The following is a 17,549-nucleotide window of genomic DNA, read 5'->3' as shown; positions in this document are numbered from 1 at the left end:
AGAAGGCGGTGCGCTCCCTCTCCCGCTTGCGGGGGAGGGTTGGGGAGGGGGTCTCTCCTCGATCGAGGACCCCAGAGAAGAGAGCCCCCACCCGCCGCGCTCTGGCGCGCAATTGCGCTGCCGAGCGCGTCGCCCTCCCCGCAAGTGGGAGAGGTGCAGCGAGTCCTTGGCGACACTCGATCCGATAAGACTAAACATTCGATCCGTGGATCGCATCGATCACGGCGTCCGTGACCTCCTTCGTGGTCGCCTTGCCTCCGACATCCGGCGTCAGCACGCCCGCGGCGCAGACACGCTCGACGGCGGCCATCAGCCGTAAGGCGGCATCCTTCTCGCCGAGATGCTCGAGCATCTGCGCGCCGGTCCAGAACGTCGCGACCGGGTTGGCGATGCCCTTGCCGGTGATGTCGAACGCCGAGCCGTGGATCGGCTCGAACATCGAGGGGAAGCGGCGCTGCGGATCGATGTTTCCGGTCGGGGCGACGCCGAGGCTTCCAGCCAGCGCGCCGGCGAGATCGGAGAGGATGTCGGCGTGGAGATTGGTTGCGACGATGGTGTCGAGGCTCTTCGGATGCAGCGTCATGCGCACCGTCATGGCGTCGACCAGCATCTTGTCCCAGGTCACGTCAGGGAATTCGCCGGCGACCTCGGCCGCGATCTCGTCCCACATCACCATGCCGTGGCGCTGCGCGTTCGACTTGGTCACGACGGTCAGCAGCTTGCGCGGGCGCGACCGCGCGAGCCGGAACGCATAGCGCATGATCCGCGTGACGCCGACGCGGGTGAAGACGGCGACTTCGGTGCCGACCTCTTCCGGCAGGCCCTTGTGGGCGCGGCCGCCCATGCCGGCATATTCGCCTTCCGAGTTCTCGCGCACGATCACCCAGTCGAGATCGCCGACGCCGACATTGCGCAGCGGCGAGGCGACGCCCGGCAGGATCTTGGTCGGCCGCACATTGGCGTATTGGTCAAAACCCTGGCAGATCGGCAGGCGCAGGCCCCACAGCGTGATGTGGTCGGGCACGTCGGGGGCGCCGACCGCGCCGAAATAGATCGCGTCGAACTTCTTCAGCTCGCTGAGGCCGTCCGCCGGCATCATCACGCCGTGCTTCTTGTAATAATCCGAGCCCCAGTCGAACGTCTTGACGTTGAAGGCGAGATCGCCACTGCGTTTTGCGAGAGCCTCCAGCACGCGGACGCCGGCCGAGATCACCTCGGGGCCGATGCCGTCGGCGGGAATGGCTGCGATCGAATGGGTGCGCATGGGAAGGCTCCGTTTGAGAGATCGGGCCGGCATATCCGGCCGTCGGCGTCGCTGGCGAATCTAGACGGGAGTGCCGGGCAAACTCAATCGGCGCTGGTTTATACAAAAAAATGATATAATCATCGGGAGGTCGCCACGGCGTCATGGCCGGGCTTGACCCGGCCATCCACGACTTTCCCCCGCGGCCCAAGAACGTGGATGCCCAGGACAAGCCCGGGCATGACGACCTCGCGCAAGTCTCAAGCGCGGTCGGGCGAGGCGAGAGGACGGCGAATGGAATTGCATCAGCTCCGATGCTTCGTGGCGACGGCCGAGCAGCTGCATTTCGGCCGCGCGGCGCAGCAGCTTCAGATGCTGCCCTCCGCGCTCGGCCGGCAGATCCGGCTGCTGGAGGAAGACCTGGGCACTCGGCTGTTCGCGCGGACCACGCGCGCGGTGTCGCTCACCGAGGACGGCACGACGCTGCTGCGCGATGCCCGCACCATCCTCGCCAAGGTCGAGGCGGTCGAGAGCAACCTGCGCAATCGCTCGCGCGCGGGGACCGCGCGGCGGCTGCGGGTCGGTGCTATCGACAGCGCGGCGGCCGGACTGTTGCCGCCGCTCCTGCGCGATTTCCGCGCCAGGCATCCTGACATCGCGGTGCAGCTCCTCGAAGACAAGACTGTCCGGCTGCTGCCGAAGATTTTGACCGGCGCGCTCGATCTCGCCTTCGTCCGTCCGCCTGACCGGCTGGACAAGCGGCTCGAATTCCGCGACCTGCTCCAGGAGAGCGCGATCGTTGCGTTCCCGCGGCGGCACGCGCTGGCCGGGCGCAAAGCGATCACGCTGGCGGATATCGCCGACGAGTCTATGCTGGTTCCGGACCGGCGCTCGCGGCCGCACAGCCACGACCTCACCATAAAGCTGTTCGAACAGGCCGGCCTGACGCCGCGCATCGTTCAGGTCGCCGACGAGAAGCAGACCATCATCAACCTCGTGGCAACGAAGCTCGGGGTCGCGATCGTGCCGCGCTGGACCGCACGGATGGCGGTGACCGGTGTGCGCTTCGTGCCGCTTCGACCGAGGCAGAGCGGGCCGGTGGGCCGGTTGCCGCTTGCCGCCGCCTGGCTGCGCGGCTCGCGCGATCCGGCCCGCGATGCCATGCTGGCGGTTCTGGAAGCCCGCCTGCGCAGCTATGCGCGGGAGGCGTGAGCGGCTATGACATCGGCCAAGACAGTGGCCAAGACAGAGGCCAAGACAGAGGGATGGTGATGACGGATCAGACGGCTTCACGCGAATTGCGGGTGGCTATTGCAGGGCTGGGCTCGATCGGCACCAAGATCGCGACCGCACTCGATCAGGGCATCGAGGGCCTGTCGCTCGCGGCCGTGGCCGTGCGGGATCCCGCCAAGCATCAAGCCTTCATCGACGGCTTGCGTCGCCCACCGACAATCCTGCCGCTCGACCAGCTCGGCAAGGCCGCCGACATCGTCGTCGAATGCGCGCCGAGCAGCCAGCTGCGTGCGATCGTCGAGCCTGCGGTGAAGCGCGGCAAGGCCGCGGTCGTGGTCAGCGTCGGCGGCTTGCTCGACAATTTCGATCTGGTCGATCTCGCCCGCGCCAATGGCGGCCGCATCCTCGTGCCGACCGGCGCCCTGCTCGGCCTCGATGCCGTTAACGCCGCCGCAATCGGCACCATCCATTCCGTGAAGATGGTGACCCGCAAGCCGATCGACGGCCTGAAGGGCGCGCCGTTCGTCGTTCAGAACAACATCGACATCGACAATCTGCGCGAACCGCTGAAGCTGTTCGAGGGCAGCGCGCGCGAAGCGGCAAAGGGCTTTCCGGCCAACGTCAATGTCGCCGTTGCGCTGTCGCTGGCAGGCATCGGGCCCGATCGCACCGAGATCCAGGTTTGGGCCGACCCGACCGTGACGCGCAACGTTCACCGCATCGAGGTCGAGGCGGATTCGGCGCGCTTCTCGATGGGCATCGAGAACATCCCGTCCGAGAATCCCAAGACCGGCCTGATCACAGCGCTGTCGGTGATCGCGCTGCTCCGCAAGCAGCGCGCCACGCTGTGCGTCGGGACGTGAGCTCCTACGCCCCCGTCACGCGCCAGATTACGTTGCCGACGTCGTCGGCCATCAGCAGCGATTTCCTGTCGGGACCGATCGTGACGCCGACCGGGCGACCGTAGGATTCCTTCTCGTCCGGCGATAGGAAGCCCGACAGGATGTCGCGCGAGGGGCCGGAGGGCTTGCCGTTCGCGAACGGGATGAACACCAGCTTGTAGCCGGACAGCTTGCTGCGATTCCACGAGCCGTGCTGGCCGATCACCATGCCTTCGCCGAAGCCGGGCAGGGTGCCTGCGGGCATCCAGCACAGGCCGAGCGAAGCGGTGTGGCCACCGAGCGCATAGTCCGGTTGAATTGCCTTGGCAACCATCGCCGGATCCTGCGGCACGCGGTCGTCCACCGTCTTGCCCCAGTAGCAATAGGGCCAGCCGTAGAAGCCGCCGTCGCGCACGGAGGTGAGATAGTCGGGCGGCGTCTCGTCGCCGAGGCCGTCGCGTTCGTTGACGACGGTCCAAAGCACGCCGGTCGTCGGCTCCCAGGCAAGGCCCACGGGATTGCGCAGGCCGGCCGCAAAGATGCGATGCGTGCCGGCGACGAGATCGAGCTCGTAGACCGCGGCGCGACCTTGCTCGACCTCCATGCCCATCTCGGCGATGTTGCTGAGCGAGCCGACGCCGGCATAGAGCTTCTTGCCGTCGGGACTGGCGAGCAGACTGCGCGTCCAGTGGCCGGCGGGCTTGAATGTTGTCAGCCGCTTGCCCGGTGCTGTGATGCGGTCGGCATCGGCAACGTAAGGAAAAGCCATCACGCCGTCGGTGTTGCCGACGTAGAAAGTGTCGCCGACCAGTGCCATGCCGAACGGCTGGCTGAGGTTCTCCATGAACGTGCCGCGCACTTCGGCGACGCCGTCGCGGTCCTTGTCGCGCAACAGCGTGATGCGGTTGGCGGAGACGCCGAGCGCGGCGGCGCGCCGCATCGTCGCCTGCATCGCATAGTGGAACACGCTGCGCGGGGCGCCCGCGATCTGCGTTGCCTCCGCGATCAGCACGTCGCCATTGGGCAGCACCTCGATCCAGCGCGGATGGTCGAGACCGCTCGCGAACGCATCGACCTTGAGCCCGGGTGCAGCGATCGGCTTCTGTCCGTCGCGCCAGCCGCGTGCGGTCGGCATCTTCAAGGTGGGGATCGCGCCTTGCGGTTTCGCTTCGGGAATGGCGGGCTTCTCGCCCCAGGCCGGCGCGGGCTCGGTGCCCGTCATCTTGCGCCATTGCAGCGCGATGCCGCCGATGAAGGCGACGAACTGCGCGAAGATGCTGGAAAACGTCATGACAAGCCCCCGGTTGCGCGCGCATCCAACTGGCTGACGGGGCCGACGTCAACCTGTGCGGAGCTCAGCAGGGGCCTATTCCCGTGGAATGGCAGCCGATCGAATTTGCATGGGACAGGTCGCGGCGTCGGCCCGGCGATCAACGGCCGATCTGCCGCTCCAGCCGTCGTGCCGCGCGAAAATCATCCAAGTGACGGATGTTCGGCGCCAGCGCCGCTTCCCTGGAGAGCAGATGATAGACCCGCGCCACCGTGCGCTGCTTCTGCTTCGTACGCCCAGGGGGCAGCGCACGCGCCCTGCGGACGGCGGCGATCGCGTGTGCGCGAAAATAATCGTAGGCGTCCGACATGGCTCGATGCTCTGCGGCCGTTGACAGATGTCGAGGGCTAACGGACCAGCGCAGGTGTGGTTCCTTGGCGAGTCGGAATCGTGCACTCGTGCCCCGGACGCGCAGCGCAGCGCGTCCGGACAGGAGAGTGACGCCCTCACCGCGGCGACGTGAACGGAATGATCATCGGAACGCGGCGGCAATAGGCTCCATATGCGTCCTCGCCGAGCTCCTTCGAGAGGAACACCTCTTCCATCCGGCCCTTCTGCCACATGCCGAGCGAGATCAGGATCGCGCCGAGGATCGTCGTCACCAAGCCGATCGCAACGCCGGTCACCAGCATGCCGAAGATCAGGCCGGTGTAGATCGGGTGACGGACGATGCCGTAAGGGCCGGTGTCGATGACGCGGTGGTCTTCCTTCTGGGTGATGGTGTTGGACCAGAATTTCCCGAGATGCAGCCGCCCCCACCATGCGAAAGCGATGCCGGCGACTGAGAGGACCGCAGCGATGATGATGCCGGTGTTGCCGAGCACCCAAAGCGGCTTCCAGCCCATGGCTTCCGCAATGAACGGCGTGTACAGGATGCCGCCGACCAGGATCGGCAGGCGATAGCGCTGCGACTCCAGCGTCATGACCTGCTTCTTGGTCTGTCCCTGCCAGAACGAGGCACCGACCCAGCTGGCCAGAAAAGCGAGCCAGATCAGGGCGAGCAGTTGCGTCGGCCAGGTCGTGGTCCAGCCACCCCAGGCGACAGAGAGAAGCTTGCTGAAATCGAACATGAAGGTTCTTTGCGTTTGAAGCGGCGTCAGCTCGCGCGCGAGGACAGCGCGTGATGCTTGAGGGCGCCGGAGGGCTGCTGGCCGTTGCGGGCGAGCAGGTGGGTGATGGTTTCGCGCAAGACCGGCTCGATCGGACGCGGCGAATAGCCGAGCTCGTTACGGGCTTTGCCGATCGAGAGGTCGCTCGCTGCGAGCGCGATCCGCACGCCCTCGGCGGTGCCGTTGGGCGGCCGGCGCGTGATGTGGTCGGCGATGTATTCGAGCATGATCGCGGAGAGCTCGGCGATCTTGCCGGGTACGACGACGGGAAGTTGCCGGCGTCCGCTCATCGCCGACATCATGCGCAGGATGTCGCCGAGCGGGACGCAGTCGCCGCCGAGGATGTAGCGCTGCCCGAGGCGGCCGCGCTCCATGGTCAGGACCAGGCCCATGGCGACGTCGCGGACGTCGACCAGGTTGACCAGGAAGTTGAGGTGCGGCTGCACCTTCTTCTGCAGGAAGTACCAGAGCATCGCGGTCGGCGGTGTCAGATGTTGGTCGGCGGCGCCGATCGGCATGGTCGGCGTGCCGATCACCAGCGGGAAGCCCGCTTCTGCCGCCTTGGCGGCGTGATGCTCGGCAAGCGATTTCGACCGCGTATAGGCGCCGGGCATCGCCTCGGCCGGCTGCAGCGCCTCTTCGGCCGGAACGCCCTTGAGGTCGCAATAGGGGAACAGGATCGATTCGGTCGAGCAGTGCAGGAAGCGCGCGACGCCGCGCTTCATCGCCGCCGCCAGCACGATCTCGGTGCCGCGGCAATTGACCTCGTGAAAGTCCTGCTTGTTCGGGGCCCACATGCCCGGCAGGCCGGCGAGGTGATAGACCTGATCGCAACCGGCGATCGCCGCATCGACCGCGGCACAGTCCAGCACCGAGCCGTGGACGTGCTCGACATCCGCGTTCGCCGCGCTCGGCACACGGACATCGAGAACGCGGACCCGCTGCCCACGGGCGCGGAGCGCTTCTACGAGGTGATGTCCGATGAAGCCACTGCCACCGGTAACCAGGACAAGAGCCATGCAGTAGGTTGCTGTTTCGCTTCGAGCGTTATCGGGTTGAAAGTGAATTGGCCGGAAGAGGCGCCAGAATCGCGGCAAGGTCGCGACGGAAACCCATTGCAATGAATAATTTTGCCATGACGAACATCGGTCCAAGCAAAAGATGCGAGGGGAACGTGAACAACGAGGCCTCGCGCCCCTCAAAAACCTTGTGGCCGATGGCCTGCGCGGCGAGGCCGAGCACCACCAGCGTCGCGAAAATCGCCCACATCGTCGCGGTGCCGACTTGCGCCGCGATGGTCGTCGCAACCGAAAACAGCACGACGGAGACAGCGAGAATGCCGAGCCCGAGCGCCGCGTCGAGCAGCAGCCAGTAAATCAAGACCGGAACAGCCAGGACCACCGCCAGGCTGACGTTGAATCCGAACAGCGGAAGCTTGACCAGCGTCAGCGGCAGCACGGCGCCGGTGAACAGCAGCAGGATGCCGACCACATGCATCGCCGTGTTGCGGGGATCGCGATGATACTCGACATAAACGGCAAGTTGGCGCAAAAAAAAGCCACCCATTTCGGTCTCATGCAGCACGGGGTCGGGAAGGGCGAACAGAGGCTATAGCACTGGACCGGGCGGTGCACAAACCGGCACTTTTGTCGCGTGAAACCGTCTTCGCGCGCCCGGGACAGGCTGCAAAATAGTCCGCACTTCAAGGGGTTCCGTCAGCGGCGGAGCCGCCGTCGCTCAGCGCTTCTTGGCGGGCTTTTTCGCCGCAGGCGCTGGCGTCGCAGCCGGACGCGGCTCCTCCGGCAGCTTGGCATAAGTCAGGATCTGCAACTGGCCGTTGACGGCGGAGGTCGGCTTGGCCCGGTCGAGAAACTGCTCCTCGCCGAGGCCGATCGGATGCAGCCGCTTGGTCGAGATCTTGAAGGTGTTCACCAGCACGTCACGGATCGCATCGGCCCGCCGCTGGCTCAGGATCGCATTGGCCTCGCGCGTCTTGGAATTGGATTCGACGTGGCCGACGATCAGGAAGGTGTAGGGCAGCAGCGAGGCATGAACCAGCGCGTCCGCAATGCGGCCGACGGTCTGGTAGGACGTCGGCTGGATGATCGGCGTGTCGGCGTCGAACTGGATCTGCGCATTGAAGGCGGGCAGCTTGGCGAGCTCCGGCGCGATCAGCGGCCGGTTCACCGGACCCGGATCGTTCTTGATCCTGGTCTTGGCGCGCTCCATCACCTGCTGCTTCAGCGCGGGCAGGTCGACCTCGGCGGCCTCTTCGAAATGGTTCAGCTTCGCGACGATGTCGTCGCGGGTCGGCGCCGCCGTCTGCGCGCCGGCGGGGCCCGCGAGCAAAGCGAGGCCCAGCGCCAAGCCCAGTCCTGCGGTGGCGAGCCCGTTCGCGCGCATCAGCGATACCCCGCGTCGTCAACGGCCTTCAGGCAGTTGTTGCTGATGCCCTTGGGCGTCGAGACCAGGCACGGGACCGACTTGCTGGTCTCCTTGGTCGAGCCGCCGCAGACCTTGACGATCTCGCGCTGGCAGGCGTTCGCCACGGTGACGCGCGCGGCGACGCGCTTCTGGATGGCGTCGAACACGCCGAGATAGTCGCTCGTGCATTGCGGCGAGAGCACGTCGCGATTGCGCGACAGGCATTCCTTCAGCCGGTTCGAATCCGGGTTGACGCCGCGGCAATTGGCGACGATTTCCGCCCCGCAGCTCGCCGCCAGCTTGCCTATCGAATCGCCAAAGCTCATGGTCTCCGCCGCCGCAAGCGACGGCATCCCCAATGCAAGCACGATCAATGTGACGGAGCCCCGGACCATGGGTTGCATCTGATACGGGGAAGTTCGCGGCGGTCAAGGGGCGTTCGGGCGAGAACTGTCGAGAGTTGCGCAGTGCGGCGAACAGTCCTCACTCGGCCTCAGCGAGGGGCGGCCAGTCGACCAGGGCGACGGTATGGTTCCTGAGGTCCTCGGCAACCTCGGGATCGGCCTTGAGCTCATCCAGCGTCCGCGGCGGGGGCAGCTGGCGACCGTCCGCGATCAGCTCCTGCGCATAGAATGCGAGCGCCTCGGGCGCATTCTCCAGGGCCTCCTCGACGTCGTCGCCGCCAGAGATGCAACCGGGCAGGTCCGGAAACCACAAGCTCACGGTTTCGTCCGGGTCGGCGTCCTCGATGATGGCAATGTACCGAGCCATATCGGGCCTCACGCCCGCTGCACGAAACTGTCCACGACCTTCTTCTCGCCGGCCTTGTCGAAGGCGATGGTGAGCTTGTTGCCGTCGATCTTGGTGACGCGGCCATAGCCGAATTTCTGGTGGAAGACGCGGTCTTCCAGCGAGAACTCCGAGGTCGTGCCGGTGGATTTGGCGACCAGCTCGCCCTCGATGGTCAGCGGTCCGCGGCGGCGGGAGGAGAAGCTGCCGAAGTCCGGTCCGGATGACGAGGAGGAGAACGTCGCGGCCTCTTCCTCGAAGCCGCCACTTCGGCCGCCGCCATTGCGACCGCCACCGCGATTCCGGTTCGCCTGCGCGCGCTGCCAGCCCGGCGTCGAATAGCTGGAGCCGAACGCCTCCATGTCGTCGAAGCGCGAGGCGCCGTAGCCGCCGCTGCCGCCCCATCCAGAGCCGCCCTTGGACTCCGTGATCTCGACATTGGCCGCCGGCAATTCGTCGAGGAAGCGCGACGGGATCGTGGTCGACCAGGTGCCATGGATCCGGCGATTGGTCGCGAAATAGATCTTTGCACGGCGGCGGGCGCGGGTCAGGCCGACATGGCCGAGCCGGCGCTCTTCTTCCAGGCCTGCGCGGCCCTGTTCGTCCAAGGTGCGCTGGCTCGGGAACAGGCCTTCCTCCCAGCCCGGCAGGAACACGTTGTCGAATTCGAGCCCCTTGGCCGAATGCAGCGTCATCAGCGACACCGCATCGTCTTCGGCGCCGCCCTCGCGGTCCATCACCAGCGAGATGTGCTCCAAAAACCCTTGCAGGTTCTCGAACTCCTCCATCGAGCGCACCAGCTCTTTCAGGTTCTCCAGCCGGCCCGCGGCATCCGCCGAGCGGTCCTTCTGCCACATCTCGGTATAGCCGCTCTCGTCGAGCACGATCTGGGCGAGATCGGTGTGCGCGGTGACCTCGCGCTGGGCGCGCCAGCGGTCGAACTGCGCAACGAGATCGCGAAGCGAACCGCGCGCCTTCGGCTTCAGCTCGTCGGTCTCGACCACGGCGCGCGCCGCCTCGAACAGGGGAATGCGGCGCTTGCGGGCGTGGTCGTGCAGCATCTGCACGGTGGCGTCGCCGAGCCCGCGCTTGGGCGTATTGACGATACGCTCGAAGGCGAGATCGTCGGCCGGCGAATTGATGACGCGCAAATAGGCCAGCGCGTCGCGGATTTCGGCGCGCTCGTAAAAGCGCGGGCCGCCGATGACGCGATAGGGCAGGCCCAGCGTGACGAAGCGGTCTTCGAACTCGCGCATCTGGTAGGAGGCGCGCACGAGAATGGCGATCTCGTTGAGCTTCTCGCCCTGGCGCTGCAGCTGCTCGATCTCCTCGCCGATGCCGCGGGCTTCCTCTTCCGAATCCCATGAGCCCGTGACGGTGACCTTCTCGCCGTCCTGGTCCTCGGTGCGCAGCGTCTTGCCGAGCCGGCCTTCATTGTGCGCGATCAGGTGCGAGGCGGCGGCGAGGATGTGACCCGTCGAGCGATAGTTGCGCTCCAGGCGAATGACCTTGGCGCCGGGGAAATCGTGCTCGAAACGTAGGATGTTGTCGACCTCGGCGCCGCGCCAGCCGTAGATCGACTGGTCGTCGTCACCGACGCAGCAGATGTTTTTGGTCTTCTCCTTCTCCCCGCTTGCGGGGAGGAGGCCGGGATGAGGGGGAGTCTCCACGAGCTCGGTGCTTGGAGAGTCCCCCTCACCCGCATCGCTTCGCGATGCGACCTCTCCCTGCAAGCGGGGAGAGGTGAAAGAAGGCGCCTGCGACAGCAGCCGCAGCCACAGATATTGCGCGACGTTCGTATCCTGGTACTCGTCGACCAGGATGAACTTGAAGCGCTGCTGGTACTGCCTGAGAATATCCGGGTGCTCGCGGAAGATGCGGATGTTCTCCAGCAGGAGATCGCCGAAGTCGGCTGCGTTCAGGATCTTCAGCCGCTCCTGATAGCTCGCATAGAGCTTGCCGCCCTTGCCGTTGGCGAACATCGCGGCCTCGCCCGACGGTACCTGTGAAGGCATCAGGCCGCGGTTCTTCCAGCCGTCGATCAGGCCGGCCAGCATCCGCGCCGGCCAGCGCTTCTCGTCGATGTTCTCGGCCTGGAGCAACTGCTTCAGCAGCCGGACCTGGTCGTCGACGTCGAGCACGGTGAAGTTCGACTTGAGCTGCGCCAGCTCGGCATGGATGCGCAGGATGCGGCCGCCGATGGAGTGGAAGGTGCCGAGCCACGGCATGCCCTCCACGGCGTGGCCGAGCATCTGGCCGAGCCGGTGCTTCATCTCGCGCGCGGCCTTGTTGGTGAAGGTCACCGACAGGATTTCGGCCGAGCGGGCGCGGCCCTGGCTCAAGATGTGCGCGATGCGCGTGGTCAGGACGCGGGTCTTGCCGGTGCCGGCACCGGCCAGCACCAGGACCGGGCCGTCCAGCGTCTCCACTGCCTCGCGCTGCTCCGGATTGAGCCCGGCGAGGTATTTCGGACCCACCGAGGCGCGCGCACGCGCGGCGATGCCGCCGGCTGCGGGCTGGTGGTCGGGTACGGCTGTGATCTTGCTCGGCTCGGTCATGCGAATCATCGGCCCCACGATGGCACCGCGGGGTGGTGGAAGGGAGCCTTCTTAACAGGGATTGGTGCCTATATGGGGCGCCGGGCCGGGTTTTCCACGTGCGCGGCAGGCCGATTTGTTCCAGCTGAGCCAGCGAATTTCGCTCCCGCCGGGACCGGAACTATCGTTCCCGCGTCGAGATTGTCAGGACAGGTGGCGCGGCCAGCCGCGTCGATCGCAGACAACATCAAGACGAGGGTTTGACCATGCTAGGCTGGGTTGTGACGTTTCTGGTTATCGCACTGATCGCCGGCATCCTGGGCTTCGGCGGCGTCGCCGGCGCTTCGATCGAGATCGCCAAGATCATCTTCTTCATCGCAGTCGTTCTGTTCCTGGTCTCGGCCGTCGTGGGCCTCGCCCGCGGCCGCAACAGAATATAGCTGCGATGTTCACCTCTCCCCGACGGGGAGAGGTGAACCACAGGCGGCAGACGGCGCCTGAGCCACTAACGCTTCGAGGGCATCGCCACGCTCCGGCCGATGCCCTCGGGTCGCGTCAAGGCGCTGTGGGATTTGGCAACCCCTGCAATGCGCTGCTGGATGTCGGGCGGAAACGGCGCAACGCGACGCGCGTTCATGTCCATGTGCAGCGACATGTTCTCGGACGTCGCCGATAGCCAGCCCTCTGTCGCATGCCGCATCTCCTCGAATGTATGCAGCCGCTTGTCGTCGGCCTGCAGCAGCCAGACGAAGATCTGCACGGGATCGCCGAGATGGATCTCGCGCAAATAGCGCACGTGGCACTCCGCGGTGAAGGTCGAGCCGTTGCGCTCTGTCTTGTAGCCCGGGCCAATCCCGAGCTCGAGCCAGAACTCGTCGATCGCCCGGTCGAACATCACGTTGTAATAGGCCATGTTGAGATGGCCATTGTAGTCGATCCATTGCGGCTCGACCTGCATGATCGAGGAGCGAAACGGCTCTGCGTTCGGCGCTGTGGCGGCAGTCTCCGGCATGTGTCCTTCCCAAGCTATGCGTCCGGTCCCTTGACTTGACCGGTTATATGTCCTTTGCCACGGTCTCTTCTCGTCGGGAGGAATTCCGTGGGTACGACCATCACCAATAATCCGCCGCGGCCGGAGCCGAAAGCCCTCGCAAGCGCGCTGGAGCAGCTTGCCGCGCGCTTCGGCAACCGCCTCATCACCTCGCAGGCCGTGCGCGAGCAGCACGGCCATACCACCACCTGGATCCCCAACCAGCCGCCTGATGGCGTGGTGATGGCGCAGGAGACCGCCGACATCCAGGACGTGGTGCGGATCTGCGCCAAACATCGCGTGCCCGTCATTCCCTTCGGCACCGGCACCTCGCTCGAAGGCCAGGTCAACGCACCCGCCGGTGGCATCTCGATCGATCTGCGCGACATGAACAAGGTGCTCGCGGTGCATGCCGAGGACCTCGACTGCGTGATCCAGCCCGGCGTCACCCGCAAGGCGCTCAACGAGCATCTGCGCGACCAGGGCCTGTTCTTCCCGATCGATCCCGGCGCGGATGCCTCGCTCGGCGGCATGGCCTCGACCCGCGCCTCCGGCACCAATGCGGTGCGCTACGGCACCATGCGCGACAGCGTGCTGGCGCTGAAAGTGGTGCGCGGCGACGGCGAGATCATCACCACGGGCACGCGCGCCAAGAAATCGTCCGCCGGCTACGACCTGACGCATCTGTTCGTCGGCGCCGAAGGCACGCTCGGCATCATCTCCGAGCTGACCATTCGCCTGCGCGGCATCCCCGAGACGATCGCGGCCGGTGCGGTGTCGTTCGAGACCGTCCACGGCGCCTGCCAGGCCGTGATCCTGGCGATCCAGACCGGCATTCCCGTCGCGCGCATCGAGCTGCTCAACGCCGCGCAGGTCAAGGCCTGCAACGCCTATTCCAAGCTGACGCTGCCGGAGACGCCGCTGCTGCTGATGGAATTCCACGGCAGCGAGATCGAGGTCGCCGAGCAATCCAAGGCGTTCGGCGAGATCGCGAGGGACTGCGGCGGGGGCGATTTCTCCTGGACCACCAAGCCGGAGGACCGCACCAAGCTGTGGCAGGCGCGGCACGATGCTTATTGGTCGGTGAAGGCGCTGCGGCCCGGCGACAGCATCGGCGTGGTCGCGACCGACGTCTGCGTGCCGATCTCGCGGCTCGCCGACTGCGTCAGCGAGACCGAGGAGGATCTCAAGCGCCTCAATTTGCTGTCGCCGATCGTCGGCCATGTCGGTGACGGCAATTTCCACTGCTCGCTGGTGTGCGACACCAACGACGCCGACGAGATGGCGCGCGGCGAGGAGTTCATGCATCGTCTGGTCGAGCGTGCGCAGGCCATGGACGGCACCTGCACCGGCGAACACGGCATCGGCCAGGGCAAGCAGAAATATCTCGAGGCCGAGCTCGGCCCCGAGGCGCTCGATGCGATGCGGGCGCTGAAGCAGGCACTCGATCCGCTCAACATTTTCAACCCCGGCAAGATCGTGCCGGAGGCATAAGGCGGCGCCCTCCGGAACCGGGAACTTTCGGCAATCCTGCCGGTTCCAATTCCCGCCAATTTCCGATGCTCAATGGCAGGGCTTTGCGCGGGAGGGTGCGATGGTGCGACCGGTCATGGGAATTGCCGCGGTGGCCTTTGCCTGCATGCTTGCGGGGGCCGCGTTCGCGAAGGGCGGACACGGCGGCAGCCATGGAGGTGGCCATGGCGGCGGGCGCGGCGGCGGTCACCACGGCGGCCATGTCCGCGGCCACGGCGGCGGGCATGCGCATGGCGGGCATCATCGCGGGATGCGGTTCACAACCGGCGCCCGGCGTGGCGGCCCGAACTTCGGTCAGATCCGCAATGCCGCGATACGGCCGACGAACTTCCGCAACGCCTGGAACGCCAGCGCCTTCCGCAATGGCCGGCTGATCAGCAATCCGGCGGCCCGCGCGCAGATTGCCGCGGCGGCGGCACTCGCCGGCTGGAGCGGTGCAAGCAGCGGATGGTGGCAGCATCCCGGCGGCGGCTACGGCTGGGTCGGGCCGCTGTTCTGGCCGTTCGCCTATAACGACCTCTACGATTACACCATCTGGGGCGACGGGCTCGCCTTCTGGGGCTACGGCTATCCGGACATCTATGCCGGCATTTTCGGTCCCTATGGCTATGATCGGCTGTCGGCTTATCTGCCGCAGCAGCCGCAGGGACGGCGGCGAGCGCGCAGCGCGCCGCTCGATCAGCTCTGCGGCAGCGATCGCCGCGCCATCGTCGGCCTGCCGATCGATCAGATCGCAGCCGCGGTGCAGCCGACGAACGCGCAAGGCGCTGCTCTCGATGCGCTCGGCAACGCCTCGATCGACGCGGCGGCGCTGATCCGCACCTCCTGTCCGACGCAGGCCGCAGCGACGGCGCCCGGCCGGCTCGCCGCCATGCAGCAGCGTGTCGAGGCGATGCAGAAAGCCGTCGATCTGGTTCAGCCCGCGCTGGACCAGTTCTATGGTTCGCTCAACGACGAGCAGAAGGCGCGCTTCAATGCGCTTGCCGACGATCAACGTCGTGCCGCGGCATCGAACAATGCGGGCGGATCGTCGGTGCAGACTTGCAGCCCGTCCGCCGCGTTCGATTGGCCCGGCGCCACGATCGAAGAACGGCTTCGTCCGAACGACACTCAGCGCGCGGCACTCCAGGTGCTCCAGGACACCAGCGCCAAGGTTAGCACATCGCTCAAGGCGTCCTGCGAGCCCAATGAGGTGATGACGCCTCCGGCCCGCATGGCCGCGATCCGCAAGCGTCTCGATGTCATGCTGGACGGAATCAAGTCGGTCCGGGCGGCGCTCGATGATTTCTACGCCACGCTCAACGACGAGCAGAAGGCGCAGTTCGAGGCGATCGGCCCGCGCCGCATGTCCTGAACGCCGTGAGCAATTGAAGACCATTGGTGGGGCAATGAAGTGGTGCGCGAGGCGAGAGCCGGCAGACGTCTGGGACGAGCCGATCGGGGGGCCGCTCGGCGACATCGACGCAGCCGACCGGATTCGCAACATCTGCCAGGCTGCGCGGGCGATCGCCGAAGCCGCCGGCGCTTCGGCGCCGACCAGCACGCGCGAGCGCTATGAGCGCGCAGCCCGCGCTGCCATGGAGATCGCGATGAAGATCTCCGACGATCTGATGCGCGACGACGCCGTGCGCCGCATCGTGGATCTCTGCATGAAGGCTGAGGACATCAAGACGGCGCAGATCTTGTCGCGTGCGATCCAGGCAGGCTGGATTCGAGAAGCCGTGCTCCGGGACCATCCGGCCCTGTCGCAATGAGTTCGGCTCGCGCGATTGGCGCGAGCCGAATGCTGCTGGTGCCGGACCGGCTCAGTATCTGCGGTAGCCACCGCTGTTGTAGCCACCGCTGTTATGGTCGCCGCCGCGGCCGCCCATTCCCATGCCGAGGCCGATCCCCACGCCGATGCCGATGCCCTGCATCACGGCCTCCGGCGGCGGGCCGCGATCCGGCGGCGGCGCGCGCTCGTAGACCACTTGCTCGGACGGCGGCCGTCGCTTGGGCGGCGTCTCGACCACCTTGCGCTTCGGCGGGGTCTCGTCGACGCGCTTCTTGATCACGGGCGGGACCGAGGGGTTGACCGGTGTTGCCGGGGTCGCGGGCGTCGAGCACGGGCAGGTCGGCGCCATCGCGACCGCGACGGGCGTCGCCGCGGCGGCGACGGGCACGGCGTAGTTGCGGTTCTGCACGCGCAGCAGCAGCCGGCGCGCGGTTGCCGCGAGATCGCTGTTGTCCCAGTTCGCTAGGTATGCCTCGAACGAGGCGCGGGTATTGATGGCGGTGGCACGCTCCCACGCCAGCATCTGGCGACGCCGCTCCAGCACGGTGCGAAGACGCGGCGTGCGGGTGTCCTGGGCGTATAGTTCGATATAGGCCTGATACGCCTCCACGGTGTCCTCGGTGATCACGAGCTCATAGGCGACCATGGCAGGCTTGCCCTGCAATGTCTTGCGCCAGTCCGCGACGCTGCGCGTGCCGCCGGCGAGCGCCATGGCGGATGCGCCGGGAAGAGCGGGCGTGCTGCCGCCGCTCTCGCCGAAGAACCTGAAATCGGTGGTCAGTGAGGAGCTTTCCCAGGGGATCTGCCGGCCGTCGGTCGACTGCGCCACCGCGACGCGGATGCGCTTGAACATCTCCTCGATCGGCAGGTTCGGCTGCTTGGCGACCGTCAGCACGGCCGTCGTGTAGGGGCTGTCGAGGCCGTTGCCGTCCTCGGCCTCGGCGCCGGGCGAGGTCGAATAGGAGATGAACGAACCGGGCGCGCCGGCCTTGGTATCGACGATCGCAAGGCCGTGACCGGCGCCGCTGAGCGCGGGGAACGGGTTGTTGCGGCAGGCATCGAGCATGAAGATGCGCGCCCGCGTCGGCAGCGCGCCGAGCGTGTTGAGCATGTCGTTCAGCCGCACGCCCTGCAGCGGGATGTCGGCTTCACGCTTGGGATCGAGATCGACAGGCACCAGATAGTTCTCGCCGTCGATCTGAAGGCCGTGGCCGGCATAGAACACCAGCGCGACGGTGTCGGGGCCGCTGGCACTGACCTTGCCGGCGAAGTCCGAGATCGCAGCACGCATCTCGGTCTGTGCCAGATTGGCCGCCGTGGTGACGGTGAAGCCCGCGCTGCCGAGCAGCTCCGTCATGCCCTTGGCGTCGTTGGCGGCGTTCGGCAGCTCCGGCACCGTGCGATAGGTCGATTGGCCGATCACCAGCGCAAGGCGCGCTTCGGCGGCCGCGTCGGTGGGCGTCACCAACTGGGTGAATGCGAGAAGACCGGACGCAAGAAGCAAATTCGAAAAGACTGGACGGCGCATGATGTCACCTCCAACGGCAATGCGCACGATGATGTCACTATTTCTAAGTCCGCGCCATGAGGGCGTCTGTGCGCTGGATCACGCAGGGGCCGCGGCAAAATGGGGCAGGGTATCTGCCGGAGCCGTCCCTGTGCTAGA

The 17,549-nt window shown here is 66.4% G+C and carries 18 protein-coding genes; 6 read left to right on the top strand and 12 right to left on the bottom strand.

Annotated elements, in window-relative coordinates:
* Positions 1-190 precede the first annotated feature (190 nt).
* The gene (locus I6F17_RS26365; RefSeq protein WP_225131724.1) at positions 191-1,264 is read right to left on the bottom strand and encodes a tartrate dehydrogenase; all 1,074 of its coding nucleotides are present in this window, start codon (positions 1,262-1,264) and stop codon (positions 191-193) included.
* Positions 1,265-1,537: 273 nt separating this feature from the next.
* Between I6F17_RS26365 and I6F17_RS26360 the strand changes: the two genes are divergently transcribed.
* Entirely contained in the window at positions 1,538-2,455 is a 918-nt protein-coding gene (locus tag I6F17_RS26360; RefSeq protein WP_225131723.1) for a LysR family transcriptional regulator, read from the top strand.
* A 59-nt stretch (positions 2,456-2,514) separates the two neighbouring features.
* Positions 2,515-3,339, top strand: a complete 825-nt coding sequence (locus I6F17_RS26355; protein WP_225131722.1) for an aspartate dehydrogenase — start codon at positions 2,515-2,517, stop codon at positions 3,337-3,339.
* A 4-nt stretch (positions 3,340-3,343) separates the two neighbouring features.
* Here I6F17_RS26355 and I6F17_RS26350 read toward each other — a convergent pair whose 3' ends face one another.
* The 9 genes from I6F17_RS26350 to I6F17_RS26310 form a co-directional block, all read right to left on the bottom strand.
* Complete coding sequence (locus tag I6F17_RS26350) at positions 3,344-4,648, bottom strand: sorbosone dehydrogenase family protein (RefSeq protein WP_225131721.1); 1,305 nt, start codon at positions 4,646-4,648, stop codon at positions 3,344-3,346.
* Positions 4,649-4,787: 139 nt separating this feature from the next.
* On the bottom strand, positions 4,788-4,997 hold the full coding sequence (locus tag I6F17_RS26345; RefSeq protein WP_225131720.1) for a hypothetical protein: 210 nt from the start codon (positions 4,995-4,997) through the stop codon (positions 4,788-4,790).
* A 136-nt stretch (positions 4,998-5,133) separates the two neighbouring features.
* Positions 5,134-5,757 carry an isoprenylcysteine carboxylmethyltransferase family protein gene (locus tag I6F17_RS26340; protein ID WP_225131719.1) on the bottom strand — a complete coding sequence of 208 codons (624 nt, stop codon included), beginning with the start codon at positions 5,755-5,757 and terminating at the stop codon, positions 5,134-5,136.
* 26 nt (positions 5,758-5,783) lie between these two features.
* Positions 5,784-6,815 (bottom strand): NAD-dependent epimerase/dehydratase family protein, encoded by a 1,032-nt coding sequence (locus tag I6F17_RS26335; RefSeq protein WP_225131718.1) that lies wholly within the window; start codon positions 6,813-6,815, stop codon positions 5,784-5,786.
* Between the two features lie 28 nt (positions 6,816-6,843).
* Positions 6,844-7,362, bottom strand: a complete 519-nt coding sequence (locus I6F17_RS26330) for an Mpo1-like protein (RefSeq protein WP_225131717.1) — start codon at positions 7,360-7,362, stop codon at positions 6,844-6,846.
* Positions 7,363-7,533: 171 nt separating this feature from the next.
* On the bottom strand, positions 7,534-8,199 hold the full coding sequence (locus I6F17_RS26325; protein ID WP_225131716.1) for an OmpA family protein: 666 nt from the start codon (positions 8,197-8,199) through the stop codon (positions 7,534-7,536).
* On the bottom strand, positions 8,199-8,615 hold the full coding sequence (locus I6F17_RS26320) for a hypothetical protein (RefSeq protein WP_036037371.1): 417 nt from the start codon (positions 8,613-8,615) through the stop codon (positions 8,199-8,201). Before I6F17_RS26320 ends, I6F17_RS26325 begins: the two co-directional genes overlap by 1 nt.
* A gap of 88 nt (positions 8,616-8,703) precedes the next feature.
* Positions 8,704-8,991, bottom strand: a complete 288-nt coding sequence (locus I6F17_RS26315) for a type II toxin-antitoxin system HicB family antitoxin (protein ID WP_225131715.1) — start codon at positions 8,989-8,991, stop codon at positions 8,704-8,706.
* An 8-nt stretch (positions 8,992-8,999) separates the two neighbouring features.
* On the bottom strand, positions 9,000-11,576 hold the full coding sequence (locus I6F17_RS26310) for a UvrD-helicase domain-containing protein (protein ID WP_225131714.1): 2,577 nt from the start codon (positions 11,574-11,576) through the stop codon (positions 9,000-9,002).
* Between the two features lie 236 nt (positions 11,577-11,812).
* Here I6F17_RS26310 and I6F17_RS26305 point away from each other — a divergent pair, with 236 nt between their 5' ends.
* Positions 11,813-11,986, top strand: a complete 174-nt coding sequence (locus I6F17_RS26305) for a DUF1328 domain-containing protein (RefSeq protein WP_036006471.1) — start codon at positions 11,813-11,815, stop codon at positions 11,984-11,986.
* Between the two features lie 65 nt (positions 11,987-12,051).
* Here I6F17_RS26305 and I6F17_RS26300 read toward each other — a convergent pair whose 3' ends face one another.
* On the bottom strand, positions 12,052-12,558 hold the full coding sequence (locus I6F17_RS26300) for a thioesterase family protein (RefSeq protein WP_225131713.1): 507 nt from the start codon (positions 12,556-12,558) through the stop codon (positions 12,052-12,054).
* Positions 12,559-12,645: 87 nt separating this feature from the next.
* Here I6F17_RS26300 and I6F17_RS26295 point away from each other — a divergent pair, with 87 nt between their 5' ends.
* From I6F17_RS26295 to I6F17_RS26285, 3 genes are all read left to right on the top strand, one after another.
* Complete coding sequence (locus tag I6F17_RS26295) at positions 12,646-14,070, top strand: FAD-linked oxidase C-terminal domain-containing protein (RefSeq protein ID WP_225131712.1); 1,425 nt, start codon at positions 12,646-12,648, stop codon at positions 14,068-14,070.
* A gap of 100 nt (positions 14,071-14,170) precedes the next feature.
* Positions 14,171-15,463 carry a Spy/CpxP family protein refolding chaperone gene (locus I6F17_RS26290; RefSeq protein ID WP_225131711.1) on the top strand — a complete coding sequence of 431 codons (1,293 nt, stop codon included), beginning with the start codon at positions 14,171-14,173 and terminating at the stop codon, positions 15,461-15,463.
* 34 nt (positions 15,464-15,497) lie between these two features.
* A complete protein-coding gene (locus I6F17_RS26285; RefSeq protein WP_225131710.1) occupies positions 15,498-15,863 on the top strand; it encodes a hypothetical protein in 366 nt (121 codons plus the stop codon).
* Positions 15,864-15,914: 51 nt separating this feature from the next.
* On the opposite strand, the gene I6F17_RS26280 is transcribed toward I6F17_RS26285, so the two are convergent.
* Entirely contained in the window at positions 15,915-17,411 is a 1,497-nt protein-coding gene (locus I6F17_RS26280; protein WP_225131709.1) for a caspase family protein, read from the bottom strand.
* Between the last annotated feature and the right edge of the window lie 138 nt (positions 17,412-17,549).

Source organism: Bradyrhizobium sp. NBAIM18 (assembly GCF_020193825.1).
Classification (GTDB): Bacteria; Pseudomonadota; Alphaproteobacteria; order Rhizobiales; family Xanthobacteraceae; genus Bradyrhizobium; species Bradyrhizobium yuanmingense.
Note: the sequence above shows the minus strand (reverse complement) of the source record. Positions and strands in the feature narration are given on the sequence as shown.